This is a genomic window from Pantoea sp. R13S299 (assembly GCF_048515925.1).
Taxonomy (GTDB): domain Bacteria; phylum Pseudomonadota; class Gammaproteobacteria; order Enterobacterales; family Enterobacteriaceae; genus Pantoea.
Genome location: NZ_JBLYEF010000002.1, coordinates 1 through 23,084, shown reverse-complemented (window position 1 = coordinate 23,084; position 23,084 = coordinate 1). Strand labels below are relative to the sequence as shown.

General features: G+C 56.7%; 15 protein-coding genes, 1 rRNA gene and 1 riboswitch. Of the genes, 7 read left to right on the top strand and 9 right to left on the bottom strand.

Annotated features, from left to right (window positions below; translation table 11 throughout):
- Positions 1-5 precede the first annotated feature (5 nt).
- Positions 6-1,631, top strand: a complete 1,626-nt coding sequence (locus ACN1CO_RS11080; protein WP_419139032.1) for a Na/Pi cotransporter family protein — start codon at positions 6-8, stop codon at positions 1,629-1,631.
- An 86-nt stretch (positions 1,632-1,717) separates the two neighbouring features.
- Here the strand turns inward: ACN1CO_RS11080 and panS are convergent, their stop codons facing one another.
- The 3 genes from panS to lysC all read right to left on the bottom strand — a co-directional run bounded on the left by panS (position 1,718) and on the right by lysC (position 5,104).
- Positions 1,718-2,635, bottom strand: a complete 918-nt coding sequence (gene panS, locus ACN1CO_RS11075) for a ketopantoate/pantoate/pantothenate transporter PanS (protein WP_150012063.1) — start codon at positions 2,633-2,635, stop codon at positions 1,718-1,720.
- 183 nt (positions 2,636-2,818) lie between these two features.
- Positions 2,819-3,511, bottom strand: a complete 693-nt coding sequence (gene aqpZ / locus ACN1CO_RS11070; protein ID WP_419139031.1) for an aquaporin Z — start codon at positions 3,509-3,511, stop codon at positions 2,819-2,821.
- A 240-nt stretch (positions 3,512-3,751) separates the two neighbouring features.
- The gene (gene lysC, locus ACN1CO_RS11065; RefSeq protein WP_419139030.1) at positions 3,752-5,104 is read right to left on the bottom strand and encodes a lysine-sensitive aspartokinase 3; all 1,353 of its coding nucleotides are present in this window, start codon (positions 5,102-5,104) and stop codon (positions 3,752-3,754) included.
- A 113-nt stretch (positions 5,105-5,217) separates the two neighbouring features.
- Positions 5,218-5,410, bottom strand: a riboswitch (Lysine riboswitch).
- Positions 5,411-5,801: 391 nt separating this feature from the next.
- On the opposite strand from lysC, the gene pgi reads away from it, so the two are divergent.
- From pgi to ACN1CO_RS11040, 5 genes are all read left to right on the top strand, one after another.
- Positions 5,802-7,448 carry a glucose-6-phosphate isomerase gene (gene pgi / locus ACN1CO_RS11060; RefSeq protein ID WP_419139029.1) on the top strand — a complete coding sequence of 549 codons (1,647 nt, stop codon included), beginning with the start codon at positions 5,802-5,804 and terminating at the stop codon, positions 7,446-7,448.
- A gap of 566 nt (positions 7,449-8,014) precedes the next feature.
- On the top strand, positions 8,015-8,272 hold the full coding sequence (yjbE, locus tag ACN1CO_RS11055) for an exopolysaccharide production protein YjbE (RefSeq protein WP_419139028.1): 258 nt from the start codon (positions 8,015-8,017) through the stop codon (positions 8,270-8,272).
- Positions 8,273-8,464: 192 nt separating this feature from the next.
- Positions 8,465-9,112: a YjbF family lipoprotein gene (locus ACN1CO_RS11050; RefSeq protein ID WP_419139027.1), complete on the top strand. Its 648-nt coding sequence runs from the start codon at positions 8,465-8,467 to the stop codon at positions 9,110-9,112.
- Positions 9,109-9,852: a capsule biosynthesis GfcC family protein gene (locus ACN1CO_RS11045; RefSeq protein WP_419139026.1), complete on the top strand. Its 744-nt coding sequence runs from the start codon at positions 9,109-9,111 to the stop codon at positions 9,850-9,852. Before ACN1CO_RS11050 ends, ACN1CO_RS11045 begins: the two co-directional genes overlap by 4 nt.
- On the top strand, positions 9,852-11,942 hold the full coding sequence (locus ACN1CO_RS11040; protein WP_419139025.1) for a YjbH domain-containing protein: 2,091 nt from the start codon (positions 9,852-9,854) through the stop codon (positions 11,940-11,942). Before ACN1CO_RS11045 ends, ACN1CO_RS11040 begins: the two co-directional genes overlap by 1 nt.
- Positions 11,943-12,180: 238 nt before the next feature.
- On the opposite strand, the gene metH is transcribed toward ACN1CO_RS11040, so the two are convergent.
- Positions 12,181-15,864, bottom strand: coding sequence for a methionine synthase (gene metH, locus ACN1CO_RS11035; RefSeq protein WP_419139024.1), 3,684 nt, complete (start codon positions 15,862-15,864; stop codon positions 12,181-12,183).
- A gap of 195 nt (positions 15,865-16,059) precedes the next feature.
- On the opposite strand from metH, the gene iclR reads away from it, so the two are divergent.
- A complete protein-coding gene (gene iclR / locus ACN1CO_RS11030; protein WP_033734860.1) occupies positions 16,060-16,887 on the top strand; it encodes a glyoxylate bypass operon transcriptional repressor IclR in 828 nt (275 codons plus the stop codon).
- Here the strand turns inward: iclR and aceK are convergent.
- The 5 genes from aceK to rrf form a co-directional block, all read right to left on the bottom strand.
- Entirely contained in the window at positions 16,862-18,610 is a 1,749-nt protein-coding gene (gene aceK / locus ACN1CO_RS11025; RefSeq protein ID WP_419139023.1) for a bifunctional isocitrate dehydrogenase kinase/phosphatase, read from the bottom strand. The genes iclR and aceK overlap by 26 nt on opposite strands.
- A 62-nt stretch (positions 18,611-18,672) precedes the next feature.
- Positions 18,673-19,974 carry an isocitrate lyase gene (gene aceA / locus ACN1CO_RS11020; RefSeq protein WP_179897161.1) on the bottom strand — a complete coding sequence of 434 codons (1,302 nt, stop codon included), beginning with the start codon at positions 19,972-19,974 and terminating at the stop codon, positions 18,673-18,675.
- 17 nt (positions 19,975-19,991) lie between these two features.
- A complete protein-coding gene (gene aceB, locus ACN1CO_RS11015; protein ID WP_419139022.1) occupies positions 19,992-21,590 on the bottom strand; it encodes a malate synthase A in 1,599 nt (532 codons plus the stop codon).
- 262 nt (positions 21,591-21,852) lie between these two features.
- A complete protein-coding gene (gene metA / locus ACN1CO_RS11010; RefSeq protein WP_013359748.1) occupies positions 21,853-22,782 on the bottom strand; it encodes a homoserine O-acetyltransferase MetA in 930 nt (309 codons plus the stop codon).
- Positions 22,783-22,961: 179 nt separating this feature from the next.
- Positions 22,962-23,077 (bottom strand): 5S ribosomal RNA (gene rrf, locus ACN1CO_RS11005).
- Positions 23,078-23,084: the final 7 nt, after the last annotated feature.

The following is a 23,084-nucleotide window of genomic DNA, read 5'->3' as shown; positions in this document are numbered from 1 at the left end:
ACCACGTGTTAACCCTGCTTAATCTACTCTCTGCGGTGGCCCTGCTGGTCTGGGGCACGCATATCGTACGAACCGGCATCATGCGGGTCTACGGTGCCGATCTGCGGCGCGTGCTGAGCCGCAGCATTGAAAAAAAACCGATGGCGTTTCTGGCGGGCATTGGCGTGACCACGCTGGTGCAGAGCAGCAATGCCACGACGTTGCTGGTCACCTCTTTTGTGGCGCAGAATCTGGTCAGCCTGACGCCCGCGCTGGTGGTGATTCTGGGCGCGGATGTCGGTACAGCCATCATGGCGCGAATCCTGACCTTTGATCTCTCGTGGCTCTCACCGCTGTTTATCTTCTTTGGCGTGGTGTTTTTCCTCAGCCGCAAGCAGACTCGCGCCGGTCAGTTAGGCCGCGCCAGTATCGGCCTGGGGCTGATCCTGCTGGCGCTGCAGCTGATTGTCGAAGCGGCCCGGCCCATTACCCAGGCCGCCGGTGTTCAGGTGCTCTTCTCCAGCCTGACCGGTGACGTGATGCTTGATGCGCTGTTGGGCGCGGTGTTTGCCATTATCAGTTACTCCAGCCTTGCTGCGGTGCTGATCACCGCGACGCTGACCGCCACCGGGGTGATTTCGTTCAAGGTCGCGCTCTGTCTGGTGATTGGTGCCAATCTCGGTAGCGGCCTGCTGGCGATGATCAACGCCAGTGGCTCGAATGCCGCGGGCAAACGCGTGGCGCTCGGCAGCTTGCTGTTCAAGTTCATCGGCTGTGTACTGATCCTGCCGTTTGTGGATATTGTGGCGACCTGGCTCGACAAGCTGCCGGTCAACGACGAAGAGTTAGTGATTTTCTTCCATGTGTTTTACAACCTGATCCGCTGCGTGGCGATGGTGCCGTTTGCTGACCTGATGGCGCGCCTCTGCCGTCGTATTATTGCCGACGACGTGGATAACGCGCTGCACCTCAAGCCAAAGCACCTCGATCGCAGTGCGCTGGATACCCCGGCGCTGGCGCTGGTGAATGCCGCCCGCGAAGCGCTGCGTATAGGTGACGTGCTGGAGCAGATGCTGGAGGCGTTTAACAAAGTGGTGCATGGCGAATCCCGCGAGGAGCGCACGGTGCGTCGGCTGGATGATGATGTCGATGTGCTTTATACCGCCATCAAACTCTATCTGGCACGGATGCCAAAAGAGGATCTGCCCGAAGAGGATTCGCGCCGCTGGGGCGAAATTATCGAGATGTCGCTGAATCTGGAGCAGGCCGGAGACATCATTGAGCGGATGAGTGGTGATGTGGCTGACAAGTCGCTGGCAGCGGGCCGCGCGTTTTCTGCCGAGGGATTAAAAGAGCTGCAGGAGTTACATGAACTGTTGATCGCCAACCTCAGAATGAGTCTGTCAGTGTTTCTGTCGCACGATGTCACCAGCGCCAAACGTCTGCGCCGCGCAAAACATCGCTTCCGCCTGATGATTCGCCGTTACTCCCACGCCCACGTTGACCGCCTGCACCAGCAGAACGTGCAGAGCATTGAGACCAGCTCGCTGCACCTTGGTTTACTGGGAGACATGAAGCGCCTGAATTCCCTGTTCTGCAGTGTGGCCTATACCGTGCTGGATCAGCCCGACGATGAACGGGATTATGAATAAGGCGGGTGAACAGATAGTTACGCCGGAGCAATCGTCCGGCGCAACAGCAGTGAGAAGCGGCGCATCGCAATAATGCGCCGCCACGGTTACTTCTTCTTAATCGGTTTTCCGGACCAGTAACCCGCCAGCAGTGAACCTGACAGGTTGTGCCACACCGAGAACAGCGCGCCCGGCAATGCCGCCAGCGGCGAGAAGTAGAGTTTGCCCAGCGTCGCCGCCAGACCGGAGTTCTGCATGCCGACTTCCAGCGCCAGGGTGCGGCAGGTTGACTCATCGAAGCCAAACAGCTTGCCGCCCCAGTAGCCGCCAAGCAGGCCAATCGCGTTATGCAGGATCACCGCCGCGATCACCATCAGACCCACCGACCCGATAAAGCCCTGACTGCCCGCCACTACCGCGCTGATGATCAGCAGAATGCAGACCATCGAAAACGCAGGCAGCCACGGTTCTACCCGGCGAACCACGCTGTTCATGCTGTGATGGATGATCAGTCCGAGGCTAATCGGGATCACCACGATCTTCACGATGCTCAGCAGCATGCCCACCACATCAACCTGAATGTGGGTATCAACATAAAAGCGGGTTAACAGCGGCGTGGCGAACACGCCCACCAGCGCGGAAACGGAAGAGATGGTCACCGACAGCGCCACATCCCCTTTCGCCAGATAGATCATCACGTTGCTGGCGGTGCCACTGGCCACGCTGCCGACCAGAATCATACCGGCTGCCAGATCGGGCGGCATATGAAACAGTTTTGCCAGCCCCCAGGCGGCTAGCGGCATCACCAGATAGTGCAGGAACGTTCCGGCAACCACCGGCGCAGGCCGGGTCAGTACCCGTTTGAAATCGTCGATATTCAGGGTGACACCCATGCCAAACATAATCAGCATCAGCAGATAAGTGACCCAGGGTCCGATGCCGAGAAAGGTACCAGGAGAGTAATACGCGGCGACAGACAACAGCACGGCCCAGAGCGGGAACAGGCGGGTTAACGTGGCGAGCATAGCCAGACTTCCTTATAAGAATGTTATGTTTTATGCAGATTTGCCATAGAGCGTCGCCAGACAGCAACGACTGCCGTGACGAAGGCGGGATCATAACATTTCATTATCATGGCGTAAGGCGAAGATGGGGCGAGGCGGGAAAATGCGGATCGACTGCTGCCGATCCGCTGCATATCGCAGAAATTACGCTGCTTTTTCCTCTAAACCGCGGTAGATCAAACCACCAATCACGGCACCGATAATCGGCATCAACCAGAACATCCACAGCTGAGAGATCGCCCAGTCACCCTGGAAGAGGGCTGCTGCGGTGCTGCGGGCCGGGTTAACGGAGGTGTTGGTCACCGGAATACTGATCAGGTGGATCAGGGTTAACGCCAGACCGATCGCGATCGGTGCAAAGCCTTTCGGCGCGCGTTCGCTGGTGGCACCCATGATGACAATCAGGAAGATCGCGGTCATCACCACTTCGGTGATCATACCTGCCTGCAGGCTGAAGCCACCCGGCGAGTGTTCGCCGTAGCCGTTCGCCGCAAAGCCACTGGCCGCTGCACTGAAATCACCTTTACCGCTGGCGATCAGATAGAGCACGGCGCCCGCGACGATGCCGCCAACCAGTTGCGCGATGATGTAAGGGATGGCCTGTGATGCAGGAAAACGTCCGCCTGCCACTAATCCCAGGGTCACGGCCGGGTTAAAGTGACCACCTGAGATATGACCGACTGCATACGCCATGACCAGCACGCTCAGCCCGAAAGCCAGCGCCACGCCCATGAAGCCAATGCCCAGTTCCGGGAACGCAGCTGACAGCACGGCACTACCACAACCGCCTGCGACCAGTACGAAAGTACCCAGCGCCTCTGCGACTAACCTTTTCATGATATTTCCTAAATTTGGGTGAATTGATTCAGCGGCGGGATTATAAATCTGAGGAAAGGGAGCGCAACGGAAGTACACGAAATGCGCAGAGAAAGGGGTTGCCATTTGGCAATGACAGGCGTTAAGCGTTTGTATTTATATAGATTAGTGGAAGTCGCGTAACGGGGAGCAATCGGAGAGAGGTGAACGGTTTTTGCCGTTTTTCAGGCCGCGCAGAGGCGGCCTGAACGGCAGAGAAGCCTACTCGAACAGATTGCGATGCAGCGTACGTACCACACTTTCCGCATCGTTGCCCGGCACCAGGAAGCAGAGATTATAGCTGCTGGCACCGTAGCAAATCATCCGCAGGTTGAACGGATCGAGCACACCAAATACCTCTTTGCCGACGCCGCACGCTTTTGACAGCTGGTTACCGATAATCGCCACCAGCGCCAGATCTTCTTCTACTTCTACCCGGCACAGCGACGAGAGTTCAGTCAGCAAAGCCTGGGTCAGCAGACTGGCGCTGGTTGAGGTCGAGCCGGTCGTGTCCAGGGTCAGCGCCACGCTCACTTCAGAGGTGGTGATCAGGTCAACCGAGACGTTGTGGCGCGCCAGAATGTTGAAGAGTTCGGCGAGGAAACCAAACGTATGCAGCATGTTAAGGCTGTGCAGCGTTAACAGCGTCTGCTTACGGCGTAAAGCCAGCGCCCGGAACAGCGGCGGGTTGCGGGTTTCGTTACAGACACGGGTACCGCCCGCTGCCGGATCCTTACTGGAACCGACGAAGACCGGAATACCCCGGCGCACGGCGGGGAGCAGCGTCGCCGGGTGCAGCACTTTGGCACCAAACGTCGCCATTTCGGCGGCTTCTTCAAAGGTGATTTCATCAATGCGCTTCGCCGTCGGCACCACGCGCGGATCGGTGGTGTAGATGCCCGGCACATCTGTCCAGATATCCACACGCGCTGCGTTGAGCGCTTCGCCCAGCAGCGCAGCGGTGTAATCACTGCCGCCACGGCCTAAGGTGGTGGTGCGCCCTTCGCTTTCACTGCCAATGAAGCCCTGAGTAATGACCAGCGCCTGCTCAATGCGCGGCTGTAACTGCGCCGTCGCCAGCTCCGCCAGCACCTGGACATCCGGTACGGCCCGGCCAAAATGATCGTCGGTCCGCATGACCTTGCGGACATCGAACCACTCCGCGTTAACCTGACGTTCACGCAGAATTTCCACAAACAGCAGCGATGACATCAGCTCACCGTGGCTGACCAGTTCATCGGTCAGGGCATTTGAGGTGGCCAGTGAGGCAGCTTCGGAGAGCATGCTGATGTTATCGATCATGCGATCGATTTCATCGCGGATCACTTCCGGACGCTGCAGGCAATCAACAATGGCGTACTGGATACGGCGGATATCATCAAGCAGCACAGCGCGCTGAGGAGCCTGCTGGCCTTCAGCCAGCGCAACCAGCAGATTAGTAATGCCTGCGGAAGCAGAGAGCACTACCAGACGCGTGCTGGCGTCCTGCAACACCACATCGGCGCTGCGGTTCATCGCTTCAAAATCGGCTACGCTGGTGCCGCCGAATTTTGCCACTATCAGTGTTTGAGACATGTAGAACCTCGTGTCAGGTTATCTTGTTCTCGCCGATGAAAGGGTCGAGAAACATTCTTTCAGCCAGGCACAAGGAAAGAGCAGAAACGGGCGGACAAGATCGGATAGACGAGTCACCCAGAAGCGCCCCACCTTGCGAAACGTCGACTGCAGACGTTTCTGGTGACAACCCAGAGGATTCAGCCCCTGTAGCCGACAGGCAGCACACCGTGTGCTGACCCACCTCGGCGTCGCTCCCCATGATGTGTTTTCACCGGATACGGTTCCTCCAACACACTGCCTGGGCGACGCGCCTCTTCTGGCTTACGCACAGGTGCGCAAGTAGGCGCATAGATCTAGCCTTTTCTGGACCTGCTGTCAATGTCAGCGATGGCCGGAGAGCCGCATCAGAAAACAAATTAACCTGCATCGCAACGGCTACAGTGCTTAATGGGTTCAGCACTGACAGTAATCCCTGATACGGCACAACGTTTTGACTCGGCTTTCGCGGCACACTTTAACGCGCGCTGGCTTCGGGACACGCTGGCTGTTCGCGCCAGTGAATGCTGACGATAAACAGCAGCGATGAGATCGCCTGCCCGCCGGGCGCTGACAAAATTTTTCCTTTCAGTTACAACTGTGGTCATACTGAAACGCTAAACGGGCATGATGTGCCTCCGATGGAATGACGGTTCTTAATATCAACAAGAGTGTTGCCATGAAAAATATCAATCCGACACAAACCGCAGCCTGGAAAGCGCTGCAACAGCATTTTGAGCAGATGAAATCAGTAGAAATTGCCGATCTGTTCGCCCAGGATGCCGATCGTTTTGCCAAATTCTCTGCCACCTTTGATGATCAGATGCTGGTGGATTTCTCCAAAAACCGCATCACCCAGGAAACCCTCGATAAGTTACAGGCGCTGGCCAAAGAGACCGATCTCAGCGGTGCCATTAAGTCTATGTTCTCGGGTGAGAAGATTAACCGCACCGAAGATCGTGCGGTGCTGCACGTCGCGCTGCGTAACCGGAGTAACACGCCGATTCTGGTGGATGGCAAAGATGTGATGCCTGAAGTCAACGCGGTGCTGGATAAGATGAAAGGCTTCTCCGAACGCATCATCAGCGGCGAATGGAAAGGCTATACCGGTAAAGCGATCACCGACGTGGTGAATATCGGTATCGGCGGCTCCGACCTCGGTCCGTTTATGGTGACTGAAGCGCTGCGCCCGTACAAAAACCATCTGAATATGCATTTTGTCTCCAACGTTGACGGCACCCACATCGCCGAAACGCTGAAAGACCTCAGCCCGGAAACGACGCTGTTCCTGGTCGCATCCAAAACCTTCACCACTCAGGAAACTATGACCAACGCCCACAGCGCGCGTGACTGGTTCCTGAAAACGGCAGGCGATCAGCAGCACGTAGCGAAACACTTTGCTGCGCTGTCAACCAACGCCAAAGCGGTGGGCGAATTCGGTATCGACACCAATAACATGTTCGAATTCTGGGACTGGGTTGGCGGCCGCTATTCACTGTGGTCCGCCATCGGTCTGTCGATCATTCTCTCGATTGGCTTTGAAAACTTCGAGCAGCTGCTGAGTGGCGCACATGCCATGGACCAGCACTTCGCAACCACCCCAGCGGAACAGAACCTGCCGGTGCTGCTGGCGCTGATTGGCATCTGGTACAACAATTTCTTTGGCGCTGAAACCGAAGCGATCCTGCCCTATGACCAGTACATGCACCGCTTCGCCGCCTATTTCCAGCAGGGAAATATGGAGTCAAACGGCAAGTATGTGGATCGGGCCGGTCATCCGGTGGACTACCAGACTGGCCCAATCATCTGGGGCGAACCTGGCACCAACGGTCAGCACGCGTTTTATCAGTTGATCCATCAGGGTACCAAGCTGGTTCCATGTGACTTCATTGCCCCGGCGATTACCCATAACGCGCTGACAGATCACCATCCTAAGCTGCTCTCTAACTTCTTTGCTCAGACCGAAGCGCTGGCGTTTGGTAAGTCACGCGACGTCGTCGAGAAAGAGTTTACCGATGCCGGTAAAACGGCAGAGTCAGTGGCCCATATCGTGCCGTTCAAAGTGTTTGAAGGTAACCGTCCAACCAACTCCATTCTGCTGCGTGAGATCACCCCATACAGCCTGGGTGCGCTGATTGCCCTGTATGAGCACAAAATCTTCACTCAGGGCGCCATCCTGAATATCTTCACCTTCGATCAGTGGGGTGTGGAATTAGGTAAGCAGCTGGCGAACCGTATTCTGCCGGAACTGGAAAATGAGGACGAAATTACCACTCATGACAGTTCCACTAATGCCTTAATTAACCGCTATAAATCCTGGCGTTAATCGGTATTAATTTCATCGGGCGGCAACTTTGCCGCCCTTTTTTTGTCTGTTTTAACGCCTTATTGGGCAATTTCTGGATTAAGCGATAGCCTCCGGCGCGGGAAAAGTCCTAAAATACCCTAAGATAATTCTGAACATCGGCATGCTAAACAGAGAGATATCCAGTATAAAATGGATCTGAAAAGCCGGTATTTATTGGGTTAGCCATTGATTCATAATCATATTTAATTTCAGGCTCCCTGAGTAAATTCTGATTATTCTTATTCCGTACCAGATATTAATAAAAAAGAACATTACGCTTTGCATTCCACTTAGCTACAGCGAAATATAGGGTATCAACCGGAAATACTCCGATATAAAAAGTAGTTATCCCCAATTTCACTGATTAAATCACGCAATCACCCCGCCATTTGCCCTGGTTTTTATGGCACTGAACTCTGATATTTTGTTGCCCTATAATGAACGCGCCCGCAATGGGACTGTCCGTCGCTCTGGTCGCAGCCTGTCTGTATAGCCATTGTCGCCGGTCAGAGATCCTTCATTCACTCAATGCAGGAAACGTTATTATGAAAAAAACTATGGTTGCCGGTGCAGCCTTGATCCTCGTTGCCGCCTCCTCTAGCGCATTTGCTGCGCCGCAGGAAGCAGGTGAAGCAGGTACTGCAGCAGGCGCGCAGGCGGGAGCAATCTCCACTGGCGCATCTACCGCTGTCGGTATCGGCGCACTTGGCGCGTTGGTCGGGCTCGGCATTGCCGCTTCTGGCGGTGGTGACGGTGCAAATACCGGTACAACAACCACAACCACGACGAGCACCACACGTTGATGGTTGCCCGATACGCGTCTGATTACTGAACGGTGACAAACGGGCGAGGCTGAAACTTACTACGGTGAGGATTTCAGCAGAGCAACGTAGTCTCCCGCTTTGCAGCCAGACGGGACGGGCAAAGCACCTTTAAACATAACCACACGCCTGTGTGGTTATTTTTACTTTGGCATGACTTATCAGGGACACACAGTGCGCCAACTTCCTCTGCTGCTCGCTTGCCTGCTGCTGCAGGCCTGTACACAAACGCAAAAAGGTCTTGAACAGACTTTGCTGCTCGCGGTTAACGGTCCGGATGACGTCACCGTCACCGATCAACAGGTCAACAATCTTCCTTATGCCAGTCTCTATGCTCGTCTGAATGAAGGTCCGCGCATTTTTGTAGTGCTGGGCTACAGCGAGAAGGGGCAGCAGAAATGGGTCACGCAGGATCAGGCGATGCTGGTGACACAGCATGGCCGCCTGGTTAAAACCCTGGGCTTACCCGACAACCTGCTGAGCGTCAGCAATCTGCAACAGGATCCGCTCGCTGACAGCCTGCATATCAGCAACGGCGCGAGCTGGACCCGCATCGTGCAGTGGACTGAGCAGGGCAAGGTTCGCGGCGCGACCGTGCGTTCAACCTTCCAGCGTGGCACCGATGAAGTGCTGACCGTGGCGGGCAACCGCATCCCGTGCCGTGTCTGGCATGAGCAGGTGAGCATCGACAGCAGTAACCGCGAGTGGGAAAACACCTTCTGGATCGATAACAGCAGCGGCGATGTGGTGCAGGCCCATCAGATGCTGGCGGCCGATGCCTTCCCTGTTGACATCACTATTCTGAAGCCGGCGAAATCATGAAAAAAATCACTATTTTGCTGGCCGGGCTGAGCCTGTTCAGCGCCGCAGGGGCGCAGGCAGCTGCGCAGGTTACTGTCCATGCACCGCACAACGGCGGTCAGGCTGAGCTGAGCCAGGTCGCGGATCTCTCACAGCTGGTGACGCTGCCTCCGCTGCAGGTCAACACGGACTGGCGCAGTACTTTTATTGCCGAGCGCGGTGCCACCGCAGTCGCACAGCAGCAATACCAGCAGACACTGGGCGCGTTACGAGCCTGGCGTGCCGACAGCAGCGGCGATCGGGCGGCAGCCATTGATGAGGTGATCCGCCAGCTGAGCGCCATCAAAGTTGCAGGTCGTCAGTTTACGTCGCTCGACCCGGACTGGATCCGTCTGCATCCGGCTGATAACCGTCGGCTGGAGGGCAGCTATGACCTCTGGCTGCAGGCGCCATCCGATTCTGTACTGCTGCTCGGCGTACTTGGCGGCGCAGGCAAGGTGAGCTGGCAGCCGGGTAAATCAGTACGCGACTATCTTGAGGATCACCCGTCACTCTCCGGGGCAGAACGCAATTTTGTCACGGTGATTGCCCCTTCAGGTGCCACACAGCAGGTGCCGGTTGCCTACTGGAATCGTCGCCACGCGGAAGTGGAGCCAGGCAGCGTTATCTGGCTCGGCTTTTCGTCATGGAGCCTGCCAGGCAGCTATGAAGATCTGAACGATCGCATCCTTTCCGTACTGACTCACCGGATACCAGACTGATGAAAAAACGTTATCTCTTCAGCCTGTTGGCTGTTTCCGTGGCGGCCGCCTGTCAGGCGCAGGCTGACACGTTCCCCGCGCCGGTGGGTCCTTCACAATCCGATTTCGGTGGCGTGGGCCTGATGCAGGTGCCGACGGCGCGCATGTCCAGAGAGGGTGAATTCAGCCTCAACGCGCGCGACAACGATCAGTATCGCTACTACTCCGCGTCACTGCAGCTCTTCCCCTGGCTGGAGACCACCGTGCGTTATACCGACGTGCGGACCCGTCAGTACAGTGCGGTATCAGAATTCAGTGGCACGCAGAGCTATAAAGATAAAGCCTTCGACCTGAAACTGCGTCTGTGGCAGGAAGGCTTCTGGCTGCCGGAAGTAGCAGTAGGAACCCGCGACCTCGGCGGTACCGGCCTGTTCGACAGCGAATATCTGGTCGGGACCAAAGCCTGGGGGCCGTTCGACTTTACCCTGGGCATCGGCTGGGGCTATCTCGGTAACAGCGGCACGCTGAAGAACCCTTTCTGTTCATACAGCGACAGCTATTGCCAGCGTCCGAAGGTGGGCGAAGCGGGTTCAATCAATGGTTCGCAGATGTTCCATGGTCCGACAGCGCTGTTCGGCGGCGTGGAGTATCAGACGCCCTGGCAGCCGCTGCGTCTCAAGATGGAGTATGAGGGCAACGACTACCAGAATGACTTTGCTGGCCGCCTTGATCAGCGCAGCAAGCTCAACGTCGGTGCAGTTTATCGTGTGACCGACTGGGCTGACATCAACGCCAGCTACGAACGCGGCAACACCTTTATGTTTGGTGTCACCATTCGTACCAACTTTAATGACCTGCATCAGGCGCACATCGACAGTGAGAAGCCGTCCTACAATCCGCAGCCGCAACCTCAGTTGCTGGAGCCGACGGTGGTGGGCACTCAGTTGACCGATCTGAAATACAACGCCGGTCTCGACGGCCCGCGTATTCAGACCCAGGGCCATACGCTGTATGTGTCAGGCGAACAGACGAAGTATCGCGATACCCGTGAAGGCGTTGATCGCGCTAACCGCATCATCATGAACCACCTGCCAGACGGCATCGACACGATCAATGTGACCGAGTCGCGCTTTAACATGCCGCAGGTGACCACTGAGACAAAAGTCGCCAGCCTGCGTAACGATCTGGAAGGCTATCCGCTGGGCCATGAGCAGCCGCTGCAACAGACCCGGAAAGAACCGGTCGATCCGGGTACCACTGAGCAGGGGATGTTTATCCGTAAAGATCGCCTGAACTACAGCCTGTCACCGGTGCTGAATCAGTCGGTGGGCGGCCCGGAAAGCTTCTATATGTATCAGGTCGGCGTGATGGCCAGCGCTGATTACTGGCTGACGGATCACCTGCTGGTGGGCGGTAGTCTGTTTGGTAACCTCGCCAACAACTACGACAAGTTCAACTATAACGGCGCACCGGCGGACTCTTCGCTGCCGCGTGTGCGAACCCATATCCGCGACTATGTTGAGAACAACGTCTACGTCAACGATCTGCAGGCGAACTATATGGGCCATCTCGGTAATGGCTTCTATGGTCAGGTCTACGGCGGTTATCTGGAGACGATGTACGGCGGCGTGGGCGGCGAGTTGCTCTATCGTCCGGTCGATGCGAACTGGGCGGTGGGCGTTGATGCCAACTATGTCCGTCAGCGTGACTGGGACAACATGATGCAGTTTAACCGCTATAAAGCGACCACCGGCAACCTGACGGGTTACTGGCGTCCGTGGTTCATGCAGGATGTGCTGGTGAAAACCAGCGTCGGTCAGTATCTGGCGAAAGATAAAGGCGTAACGGTCGATGTGTCGAAGCGCTTCGACAGCGGCGTGATGGTCGGTGTTTATGCCACCAAAACCAACGTGTCGTCTGAAGAGTATGGCGAAGGCGACTTCACCAAAGGCTTCTACATCTCTATCCCGATGGACCTGTTCACCGTGACGCCAACACGCGGTCGCGCACAGGTGAACTGGGTGCCGCTGACGCGTGATGGCGGTCAGATGCTGGGACGTAAGTACCAGCTGTATGATCTGACGTCGGATCGCGACGCTCGCTTCAACTAAGCAGAGGCGGCCGCATTCAGACGGCTGCCAGACGTAAAGCGATGGGAGCATACGCCTGAAGCAAAGCATAGCGGGCCAGGGATGGCCCGCGCTGAGCCTGCCATGGAAGGCGTTCAGGCGTCTTTGCGAAAGGCGTGTGCTCCCTGAGCCTGCATCGCGGTGAAACCGCGCCTGCTCAGGGAACCCGGAGTTGGATTTGTCAGCAGTCTGAAGCGGCCCTCTGGCCGCTTTTTTTTATTTAGTCCGCATCGTAGCCGAGATTCGGTGCCAGCCAGCGCTCCACCTCAGTAACCGACATCCCTTTGCGTGCCGCATAATCTTCCACCTGATCACGCTGAATCTGCGCCACGGCGAAATAGCGGCTGTCAGGATGGCTGAAGTACCAGCCAGACACCGCCGCACCCGGCCACATCGCAAAGGATTCGGTGAGTTTCATTCCGGTCTGCTCTTCCACTGCCAGCAGACGCCAGATAGCGGCTTTTTCGGTATGCTCCGGGCAGGCCGGATAGCCTGGCGCCGGACGAATCCCCTGATAATTTTCGCGAATCAGCTCTTCATTGCTCAGATTTTCGTTGGGCGCAAAGCCCCAGATCACCTTACGCACCCGCTCGTGCAGATATTCAGCAAAGGCTTCCGCCAGACGGTCAGCCAGCGCTTTCACCATGATCTTGTTGTAGTCATCGTGCTGACGATCATAGGCCTCCGCCAGCGCATCCTCCTCCAGTCCGCCCGTCACCGCGAACGCCCCGAGATAATCCGCTTTTCCCGATGATTTCGGGGCGACAAAATCCGCCAGACAATAGTTAGCGAAGTCGGTTTTCTCAGTCTGCTGACGTAAGTGATGACTCACACGCAACACCTCATCGCGCCGCTCATCACTGTAGATATGAATATCATCGCCGACCCGGTTAGCCGGGAAAATACCGACCACCCCACGCGGCTTCAGCAGCGACTCCTCACTTAATCTGTCGAGCATCGCATTGGCATCGGCAAACAGACGCTGCGCCTCTTCACCGACCACTTCATCTTCCAGGATGCGGGGATATTTACCCGCCAGCGACCAGGTCATAAAAAACGGCGTCCAGTCGATGTAATGGCGCAGCGTCGCAATGCTGGCCTCCACCTGATTGACACCAGGGCGATGCGGCACCGGCGGCGTGTAGCTCTCCCAGTCAATTGAGGTGGCGTTATCGCGCGCCACCTGTAGCGGGACCGGCGGCGTGCGCGGCTTTTTACGTGCATGCTGGATGCGCACAGTTTCGTACTCTTTGCGCGTTCGGGCGACGAAATCGTCTTTTAAGGTGGCGGAGAGCAGCGACGACACCACACCAACGGTGCGGGAAGCGTTCTGCACGTAGACCGTCGGGCCACTATAGTGCTGCTCGATTTTGACGGCGGTATGCGCCTTCGAAGTGGTCGCGCCGCCAATCAGCAGCGGTAAGGTAAAGCCCTGACGCTCCATCTCTTTCGCCATATTGACCATCTCATCCAGCGACGGCGTAATCAGGCCTGACAGGCCGATGATGTCCGCATTCACTTCGCGCGCCGTTTTGAGAATTTTTTCGCCCGGCACCATCACGCCAAGGTCGATAATTTCGTAGTTATTGCACTGCAGCACCACGCCGACAATATTCTTGCCGATGTCATGCACGTCGCCTTTGACCGTGGCCAGCACGATTTTACCGTTGCTGCGCCCCGCCTCTTTGCTCGCTTCGATAAAGGGCTCCAGATAAGCCACCGCCTGCTTCATCACGCGCGCCGATTTCACCACCTGCGGCAGGAACATTTTGCCTTCGCCGAACAGGTCACCTACCACGTTCATGCCGGACATCAGCGGGCCTTCAATCACCTCTATCGGGCGTGGCACCTGCTGGCGCGCCTCTTCGGTATCCTGCTCGATAAACTCCGTGATGCCTTTGACCAGCGAATACTCCAGCCGCTTCACCACGTCCCAGCTACGCCATTCGGCGAGCTGCTTTTCCTGCGCACCATCGCTTTTACCGCCACGGTATTTTTCCGCCAGCGCCAGCAGCCGCTCGGTGCCATCATCACGTCGGTTAAGAATCACATCCTCTACCGCGTCACGCAGTTCTGCCGGCAGATCGTCATAGATGGCCAGCTGGCCTGCGTTGACGATGCCCATATCCATGCCGTTTCGGATGGCGTAGTAGAGGAACACCGCATGTATCGCTTCACGCACCGGGTCGTTGCCACGGAAGGAAAACGACACGTTGGAGACGCCGCCGGAGATCATCGCATGGGGCAGTTCACGCTTGATGTCTTCACAGGCACCGATGAAATCCATGGCGTAGTTGTTGTGCTCGTCGATACCGGTGGCGACCGCAAAGATGTTGGGATCGAAGATGATATCTTCCGGCGGGAAACCGACCTGTTCGGTCAGAATCTGGTAAGCGCGGCGGCAGATCTCAATTTTACGGGCGCGGGTATCCGCCTGGCCCACTTCATCAAACGCCATGACCACCATCGCCGCGCCGTAACGCCGCACCTGACGCGCATGGTGGATAAAAGCCGCTTCACCCTCTTTCATCGAAATCGAGTTCACAATCCCTTTGCCCTGAATGCACTGCAACCCTTTCTCAATCACCTCCCATTTCGAGGAGTCGATCATGATCGGTACGCGGGCAATATCGGGTTCGCCCGCAATCAGATTCAGAAAGCGCACCATCGCCGCCTCGGCGTCGAGCATCCCTTCATCCATGTTGATGTCGATGATCTGCGCGCCGCTCTGTACCTGCTGCAGCGCCACTTCCAGCGCTTCGTTGTATTTCTCTTCTTTAATCAGCCGCTTAAATTTTGCTGATCCGGTGACGTTGGTGCGCTCACCGACGTTAACAAACAGTGACTCTGGGGTGATGTTCAGCGGCTCCAGGCCGGAGAGGCGACAGGCCACCGGAATCACCGGCAAAGGACGCGGTGCGACGCCTTCAACCGCCGCGACCATAGCTGCAATGTGTTGCGGAGTAGTACCACAGCAGCCGCCAATAATATTCAGGAAGCCCGAGGTGGCCCATTCACCAATCTGCTCCGCCATCAGTTCTGCATCGAGATCGTATTCGCCAAAGGCATTGGGCAGACCGGCGTTGGGATGGGCGGTGACATAACCTTCGGCGATGCGCGACAGCTCCGCCACATACTGACGCAGCTCATCCGGTCCCAGCGCGCAGTTAAGACCAAAAGAGAGCGGTTCGGCGTGACGCAGAGAGTTGTAAAAAGCTTCGGTGGTCTGGCCGGAGAGCGTCCGGCCGGAAGCGTCGGTGATGGTGCCGGAGATCATCAGCGGTAGCGCCACACCCAGCGCTTCCATCTCGGTCTGCACCGCGTAGATGGCCGCTTTGGCATTCAGCGTATCGAATACTGTTTCGATCATGATGAGGTCGGAACCACCCTCCACCAGCGCACGGGTCGATTCGCGGTAGGCTTCCACCAGCTGATTAAAGGTGACGTTTCGGTAGGCGGGATCGTTGACGTCGGGTGAGATCGAGCAGGTACGGTTGGTCGGGCCGAGCACACCCGCGACGTAACGCGGACGATCCGGCGTTTTCGCCGTCCACGCATCGGCGCAGGCACGCGCCAGTCGGGCCGCTTCGAAATTGATCTCCGCCGATAGACTTTCCATCTGGTAATCCGCCATCGCAATCGACGTGGCGTTGAAGGTGTTGGTTTCGAGGATATCCGCACCGGCGGCCAGATAGGCGTCGTGGATCTCGCGGATCACCTCGGGTTTACTCAGCACCAGCAGATCGTTGTTGCCTTTGAGATCGCAGGGCCAGTCAGCGAAGCGGCTGCCGCGATAATCCTCTTCCTCCAGCCGGTAGCTCTGGATCATGGTGCCCATGCCGCCATCCAACACCATAATGCGTTGTGCGAGCTGCTGATGTAGCGCGTCGATTTTATTGCTCACTAGTTGCCCTATTCACGTCAGTCTGCTGGCGGAAAAGCCCGTTTTTCATTCTGGCACAAGCTTGTCAGGCGACAAAGTCACCTTGACGGAGAGATTTTCAGATCACTGCCTCACAGGTCTGACCAGAAAACCAGCGTTTGCAAACCGCGCGATTAAAACGAAAATGATTTCCACAATGTAAAAGGAGAAACAACGATGGCAACGCCCGTTCCCGTTAAGCGCGGCAAGAAACCCCGCGGCACCCCTGTAGCCGCACCCGCGGGCGGTCAGGTCCAGTCGCTGACGCGCGGCCTGACGCTGCTGGAGCTGATTGCTGATTCACATGGCAGCGTGGCGCTGACCGAGCTGGCACAGCAGGCGGGTTTGCCCAACTCCACCACGCATCGCCTGCTCAGCACCATGCAGCAGCAGGGTTTTGTCCGTCAGGTGGGCGATCTCGGGCTGTGGACGATCGGCGCACACGCCTTTGTGGTGGGCAGCAGTTTCCTGCAAAGCCGTAATCTGCTGGCGCTTGTCCACCCGGTGCTGCGCAGCCTGATGGAGCAGTCCGGTGAGACGGTGAATCTGGCGGTACTGGATCTCAGTGACCACCAGGCGGTGATTATTGATCAGGTGCAGTGTACCCAGTTGATGCGGATGTCTGCGCCGATTGGCGGCAAGCTGCCAATGCATGCATCAGGCGCAGGCAAAGCGTTTCTGGCGCATCTGGGTGATGAACAGATCACCGCCCTGCTGCATCAGAAAGGATTGCACTACTACACGCCGAAAACCCTGATGTCGCCGCAGAGCCTGAAAGAGAATCTGGCGCAGGTACGCAAGGCTGGCTTTTCACTGGATGATGAAGAGCATGCACTTGGACTGCGCTGTGTCGCCGCGCCTATTTATGATGAACATGGTGAGGCGTTTGCCGCGCTCTCTATCTCCGGCCCTATCGCCCGCATGACGGACGATCGGATCACGGAGTTAGGTGCGCTGGTCATCCGGGAAGCGCGTCAGGTTACGCTGGCGTACAGCGGTCGTTAACGGTGTCTGCCGCGTAGCAGACGCTGAAACGCTGCGTCTGCCGCCAGGCGATCACCTCTTCCACATGCCCCTGGGCGATGCGCTGCTGCTGCGCGCGCCACCAGCGGGCGTCGAATATCTCGGGATGCAGTTGCAGCAGCAAGGCACCGGTCGCGGCTTCACTGCATAACGCATAGCGGAAGGTTTCCGGGAAGACATCATCCGGTCCGACGCTGTACCACGGCTCGGCACTGAATTCATCTTCTTCATAGCGCGCCGCGGGCACCTCCCGGAAGTTCAGCTCCTGCATCGGGCGAATCTCATCGTAATCGTAAAAAATTACCCGGCCATGGCGGGTTATACCGAAGTTTTTAAACAGCATATCGCCGGGAAAAATATTGGCGGCCGCCAGCTGCCGGATGGCGTTGCCATACTCCTCAATGGCATGACGTCGCTCGGCGGCGCTGGCCTGCGCCAGGTAGAGATTAAGCGGCTGCATCCGGCGCTCCAGCCACAGATGACGAATGATCAGGCGATCGCCTTCGATGTGTAGCTTCTCTGCCACGCAGGCGTGAAGTTCCGTCAGCAGGGCCGGTGAGATGCGCGACAGCGGCAGCGCAAACTGCTCGAACGCCTGCGTATCCGCCATTCGTCCCACGCGATCGTGTTCTTTGACCTGCTGATAACAGGCGCGGACCTGCGCTTCCGTCACCTCTTTTTGCGGCGCGAAGCGATCTTTGATGACCTTGAACACCCAGTCAAAGCCCGGCAGCGTAAACACCAGCATCACCATGCCGCGCACGCCGGGCGCGATCTCAAAGGCCGTGTCACTCTCAGCCAGCGCCTGAAGATATTCGCGATAGCTTTCGGTTTTACCGTGCTTCTGGCAGCCAATCGCCATATAGCGCTCAGCCAGGGTTTTGCCGGGCAGAATCGGTTGCAGCCAGGCGACCAGCGCCGCAGGCACCGGGGCATACACCATGAAATAGGCGCGGGCAAAACCAAACACAATGCTGGCGTCATTCACATCGGTCAGGCAGGTGTCGATCCACAGTTCGCCGCTGTCAGTGCGCTGTATCGGCAGCAGACAGGGAAAAATACCTTCCGGCATATGCAGGCGCGCCACCAGCCAGGCGGTTTTGTTGCGATAGAAGAGTTCACTGTTGACCTCGAGCCAGCCCTGATCCAGCCGGGAGAAATGCGACGCCAGGTGGCGGACAATCCAGCCGACATCGCGCGCCCGATGCTGCCACGGCAGTGTCAGAGGCAAATCCCCCAGCACCTGATCCACCAATGCCCGCCAGCCCCGTTCCGGCTGATAACGACGTGATAAAGGCCGCAAAGGTGTGACCGGTGCGGTCAGAGACTGAGAGCTGATGATAAACAGCCGGTCCGGCTGCAGCTCGGCATGTCCATGTAACCGGCAATAGACGGAGTTAAAGAAGCTTTCGGCAATCTCATGCCGTGGATAGCCGGGCAGCAGGCTCTGATAGTGATCCTTGACCCGTAGCCAGAAAATCTCATCCCAGCTGGCCGCACCGTTCAGCACCCGCAGCTGATCGGCAACCAGACTGACGTGATGATCATAGAGATGAATGCGGGCCTTCATGGCATGCTGCACCGCCTGCCATTCCGCCTGCTCAAACCGCTGCTGCGCCCCGGCGGTAATATCCAGGAAGCGGCCATACTGAGCATCAAAGCCCTGCAGGATAGTGTGGGCGATTAAGGATTCACGTGGCGGCATAGTCAGCTCCGGTCAATGCCCGCCCGCGTGATGCGGGCGGGGAGTCCGTCAGAGGAGAAGCGTCAGAACTGGTGCTCTTCGGTCGAACCGGTGAGCGCGGTGACCGAGGACTTACCGCCCTGAATGATGTTGGTCACCTGATCGAAATAGCCGGTGCCCACTTCCTGCTGATGTGACGAGAAGCTGTAACCGCGATCGCGGGCAGCGAACTCAGGCTGCTGAACCTTTTCCACGTAGTGACGCATCCCTTCGCCCTGGGCATAGGCATGGGCCAGATCGAACATGTTGAACCACATGCTGTGGATGCCCGCCAGCGTGATGAACTGGAAGCGATAGCCCATGTCGCTGAGCGCCTGCTGAAATTTCGCGATGGTGCGATCATCGAGGTTCTTCTTCCAGTTGAACGACGGTGAGCAGTTGTAGGCCAGCAGTTTACCGGGGAAGCGCGCATGGATGGCATCGGCAAAGCGCTGCGCCATCGCCAGATCCGGCGTCGAGGTTTCACACCACAGGATGTCAGCATAAGGGGCATAGGCCAGCCCGCGACTGATCGCCTGTTCAATACCGGCATGGGTGCGGAAGAAGCCTTCTGCCGTCCGGTCGCCCCGGATGAAGGGGCGATCGTATTCATCACAGTCTGAGGTAATCAGGTCAGCGGCGTCGGCATCGGTGCGGGCCAGCAGCACGGTTGGTACACCCATCACATCCGCAGCCAGCCGCGCCGCGACCAGTTTCTGAATGGCTTCCTGAGTCGGTACCAGCACTTTGCCGCCCATGTGACCGCATTTCTTTACCGCCGCCAGCTGATCCTCGAAGTGGACCGCTGCCGCCCCCGCCTGAATCATCGCCTTCATCAGCTCATACGCATTGAGCACGCCGCCAAAACCGGCTTCCGCATCAGCAACAATCGGCAGGAAGAAATCGGTATGCCGGCTGTCACCTTTTTCAATGCCGCTGGACCACTGAATCTGGTCGGCGCGCTGGAAGGTCTGATTAATGCGGGTTACCACTTCCGGCACCGAATTCACCGGGTAGAGTGACTGATCGGGATACATCTGCCCCGCTACGTTGGCGTCCGCAGCTACCTGCCAGCCAGAAAGGTAGATCGCTTCGATGCCCGCCTTAGCCTGCTGCAGTGCCTGCCCGCCGCTGAGCGCACCCAGACTGTTGATGTACCCTTTCTTCGCCTCGCCGTTCAGCAGCGCCCATAATTTTTCCGCACCGCGCTCTGCCAGCGTACAGGCGGGCAGGACCGAGCCGCGCAGATTGACGACCTCTGCTGCGCTGTAAGGGCGGGTAATGCCCTCCCAGCGCGCGGTCTGCCAGAGTTGTTCCAGTTGATCTATCTGTTGAGTACGTGTCATGGCAATAGCTCCTCTGTTCAGGGGATCAGGCGGTAGCCTGGCAGGGTAAGAAAGGAAACCAGCTCGCGTTCGGAGGTGATCTGCGCCATCAGCTGTGCCGCGTCGTCATAGCGACCGGCGCTGAAGTGGGCTTCGCCCAGCGCGTTTTGCAGCAGATGCAGCTCTTCGTTCAGCCAGCGCAGAAACAGTTCAGCCGTGACCTGCTGGCCGCTGTTCAGCACTTGCTGATGACGAATCCATTGCCAGATTGAGGTGCGTGCGATCTCAGCTGTGGCGGCATCCTCCATCAGCCCGTCAATCGGCACACAGCCGTTACCGCTGATCCAGGCCTCAAGGTATTGCAGCGCGACGCGGATGTTGGCGCGCATTCCCGCTTCGGTCCGCTCACCCTGACAGGGCGCGAGTAACTGCTCCGCCGTGATCGGGGCATCCTCTTCCCGCATGACATGCAGCTGGTTAGGTCGGTCGCCCAGCGCGGCATTGAAGACCGCCATTGCAGTATCTGCCAGGCCAGGATGCGCAATCCATGTACCGTCATGCCCGTTGCCCGCTTCCCGCTGTTTATCTTCCGTCACGCGCTGCAGCACCCAGGCATTGCGCGTCGGATCTTTAGCAGGAATCAGGGCTGACATTCCGCCCATCGCGAAAGCTCCCCGGCGATGACAGGTTTTAATCAGCAGGCGCGAGTAAGCATCCAGGAACGGCTGAGACATGGTGACGGACTGGCGATCCGGCAGTACGCGATCCGCATGCTGTTTCAGGGTTTTGATATAGCTGAAGATGTAATCCCAGCGACCGCAGTTGAGACCAACGATGTGATCACGCAGATTCCACAGGATCTCATCCATCTGAAACACGGCGGGTAACGTTTCGATCAGGACAGTGGCCTTGATCGTGCCGCGTGGCAGATCGAAGTGATCCTCGCTGAAGCTGAAGATCTCACGCCACCAGGCGATCTCCTGCCAGCTCTCTGTTTTCGGCAGATAGAAGTAAGGCCCGCTGCCTTTGGCCAGTAAGGGCCGGACGTTGTGAAAGAAATAGAGCGCGAAATCAAACAGCCCGCCCGGAATCGCCTCACCCAGCCAGCTGACATGTTTTTCTGACAGATGCAGGCCGCGAACCCGGCACATCAGCACCGCAGGATTTGCGCCGAGCTGATAAATTTTGCCTTTGTCGCTGGTGTAACTGAGCGTGCCCTTCACCGCCTCGCGCAGTGTCAGCTGTCCTTCCATCAGCTTTGACCACTCCGGTGACAGTGAATCCTCAAAGTCGGCCATAAAGACTTTTACGTTTGAGTTCAGGGCATTAATGACCATTTTTCGATCGGGTGGGCCGGTGATCTCGACCCGACGATCTTCTAAGTCTGTCGGAATGGATTGAATACGCCATTCGCTGGCTCTTATGGAAGCGGTTTCCATATCAAAGTCTGGCAGATAGCCCTGGTCATATTGCTGCTGACGCTGCTGGCGAGCGGATAACAGCACTTCGCGTTGCGGTGCAAAGCGCGCAACCAGAGCCTCTAAAAAAGAAACCGCCTCGGGCGTTAACAGCTGCTGTTCGGCATGGCTAAAGGGCTGGATGAAATTCAGAGTAGGGCTGATCACTGAGTCTGTCATGCTGGCGTTCTCCTGTATTCAAAGGATCGAATGCAGCGGATCCACATGGTGTTTGTTTTGTGAGCTACAGGATCAGAGCATAAGCATTTATTTTTCTAAATCAAAAACTATTTCCATTTTTGGAATTATATTAGTATATCCCTCTGTTTTATATGTAATTAAATTTTTCTTCATTAAAGGAACAACTTTCATTAACGTTTTTCAGGCGAAAAAAAACCGTGTTGCCATCGGCTAACACGGTTCAGTTGATCGTGGGGCGGGACTATTCCAGCGTCGGATTCATGCGGCGCAGATCGAACGGCGTGATCTGGTAAACGTAGTAGTTGAGCCAGTTAGAGAACAGCAGATTGCCATGACTACGCCATGTAGCGCGCGGCGGCAGGGCCGGATTGTCCTGCGGGAAATAGTTATACGGGACTTCCGGACTCACCCCGGCTTCATAATCGCGATGATACTCACCAGACAACGTCAGGGCGTCATACTCCGGATGGCCGGTAACAAACACCAGGCGTTTGTCTTTACTCGCCATCAGATAGGCTCCGGTTTGTTCCGATTCAGCAAACAGTTCAAGATCGGTGTAATCCGTGATCAGCTGAGTAGGAAAATCTGCATAGCGTGAGTGTGGCGCAAGGAAATTATCATCAAAACCCCGGGTCAGTAGCGCATGAGGATGCAGTATCTGATGCTCATAGACGCCAGACAGTTTGTTATGTCGGGTTTGCTTGGGAATGCCATACAGAATATTAAGCGCAGCCTGCACTGCCCAACAGACAAACAAGGTTGAGGTGACGTGCTCATTTGCCCAGTGCAGCACGCGCTGAATCTGGGGCCAGTAGGCAACATCATTAAAATCGACCAGCCCGAGTGGCGCACCTGTCACGATTAAGCCGTCATAGTTGTCATGCTGGATATCTTCAAAATTGCAGTAGAAGTTGTTGAGGTGCTCAGTGGGCGTATTACGTGACTCGCGGCTGTCGATGCGCAGCAGCTGAATATCGATCTGTAACGGCGAGTTGGAAAGCAGACGCAGAAACTGATTCTCCGTTTCGATCTTTTTCGGCATCAGATTCAGTATGAGCACTTTAAGCGGTCGGATCTCCTGAACACTGGCACGCGACGATGTCATGACAAAGACATTTTCGTCTCGTAAAAAATTCACTGCCGGTAATTCGTCGGGAACCCTGATTGGCATAACCTGCTCACCTCTCGCAACCATATAAACGTTTAGACATCTGGATGCCCAACATTAGCCTGATCGTTGTGAGATGTCGAGGTTTCATGCAGAAAATGAAAATGTTTCAGCTTAAAGTTGCATATTGCAGACGTAAAAAAGCCCCGCACTTCCGTGCGGGGCTTCTTCACTTATATAATGCCTGGCAGTTCCCTACTCTCGCATGGGGAGACCCCACACTACCATCGGCGCTACGGCGTTTCACTTCTGAGTTCGGCATGGGGTCAGGTGGGACCACCGCGCTAAAGCCGCCAGGCAAATTC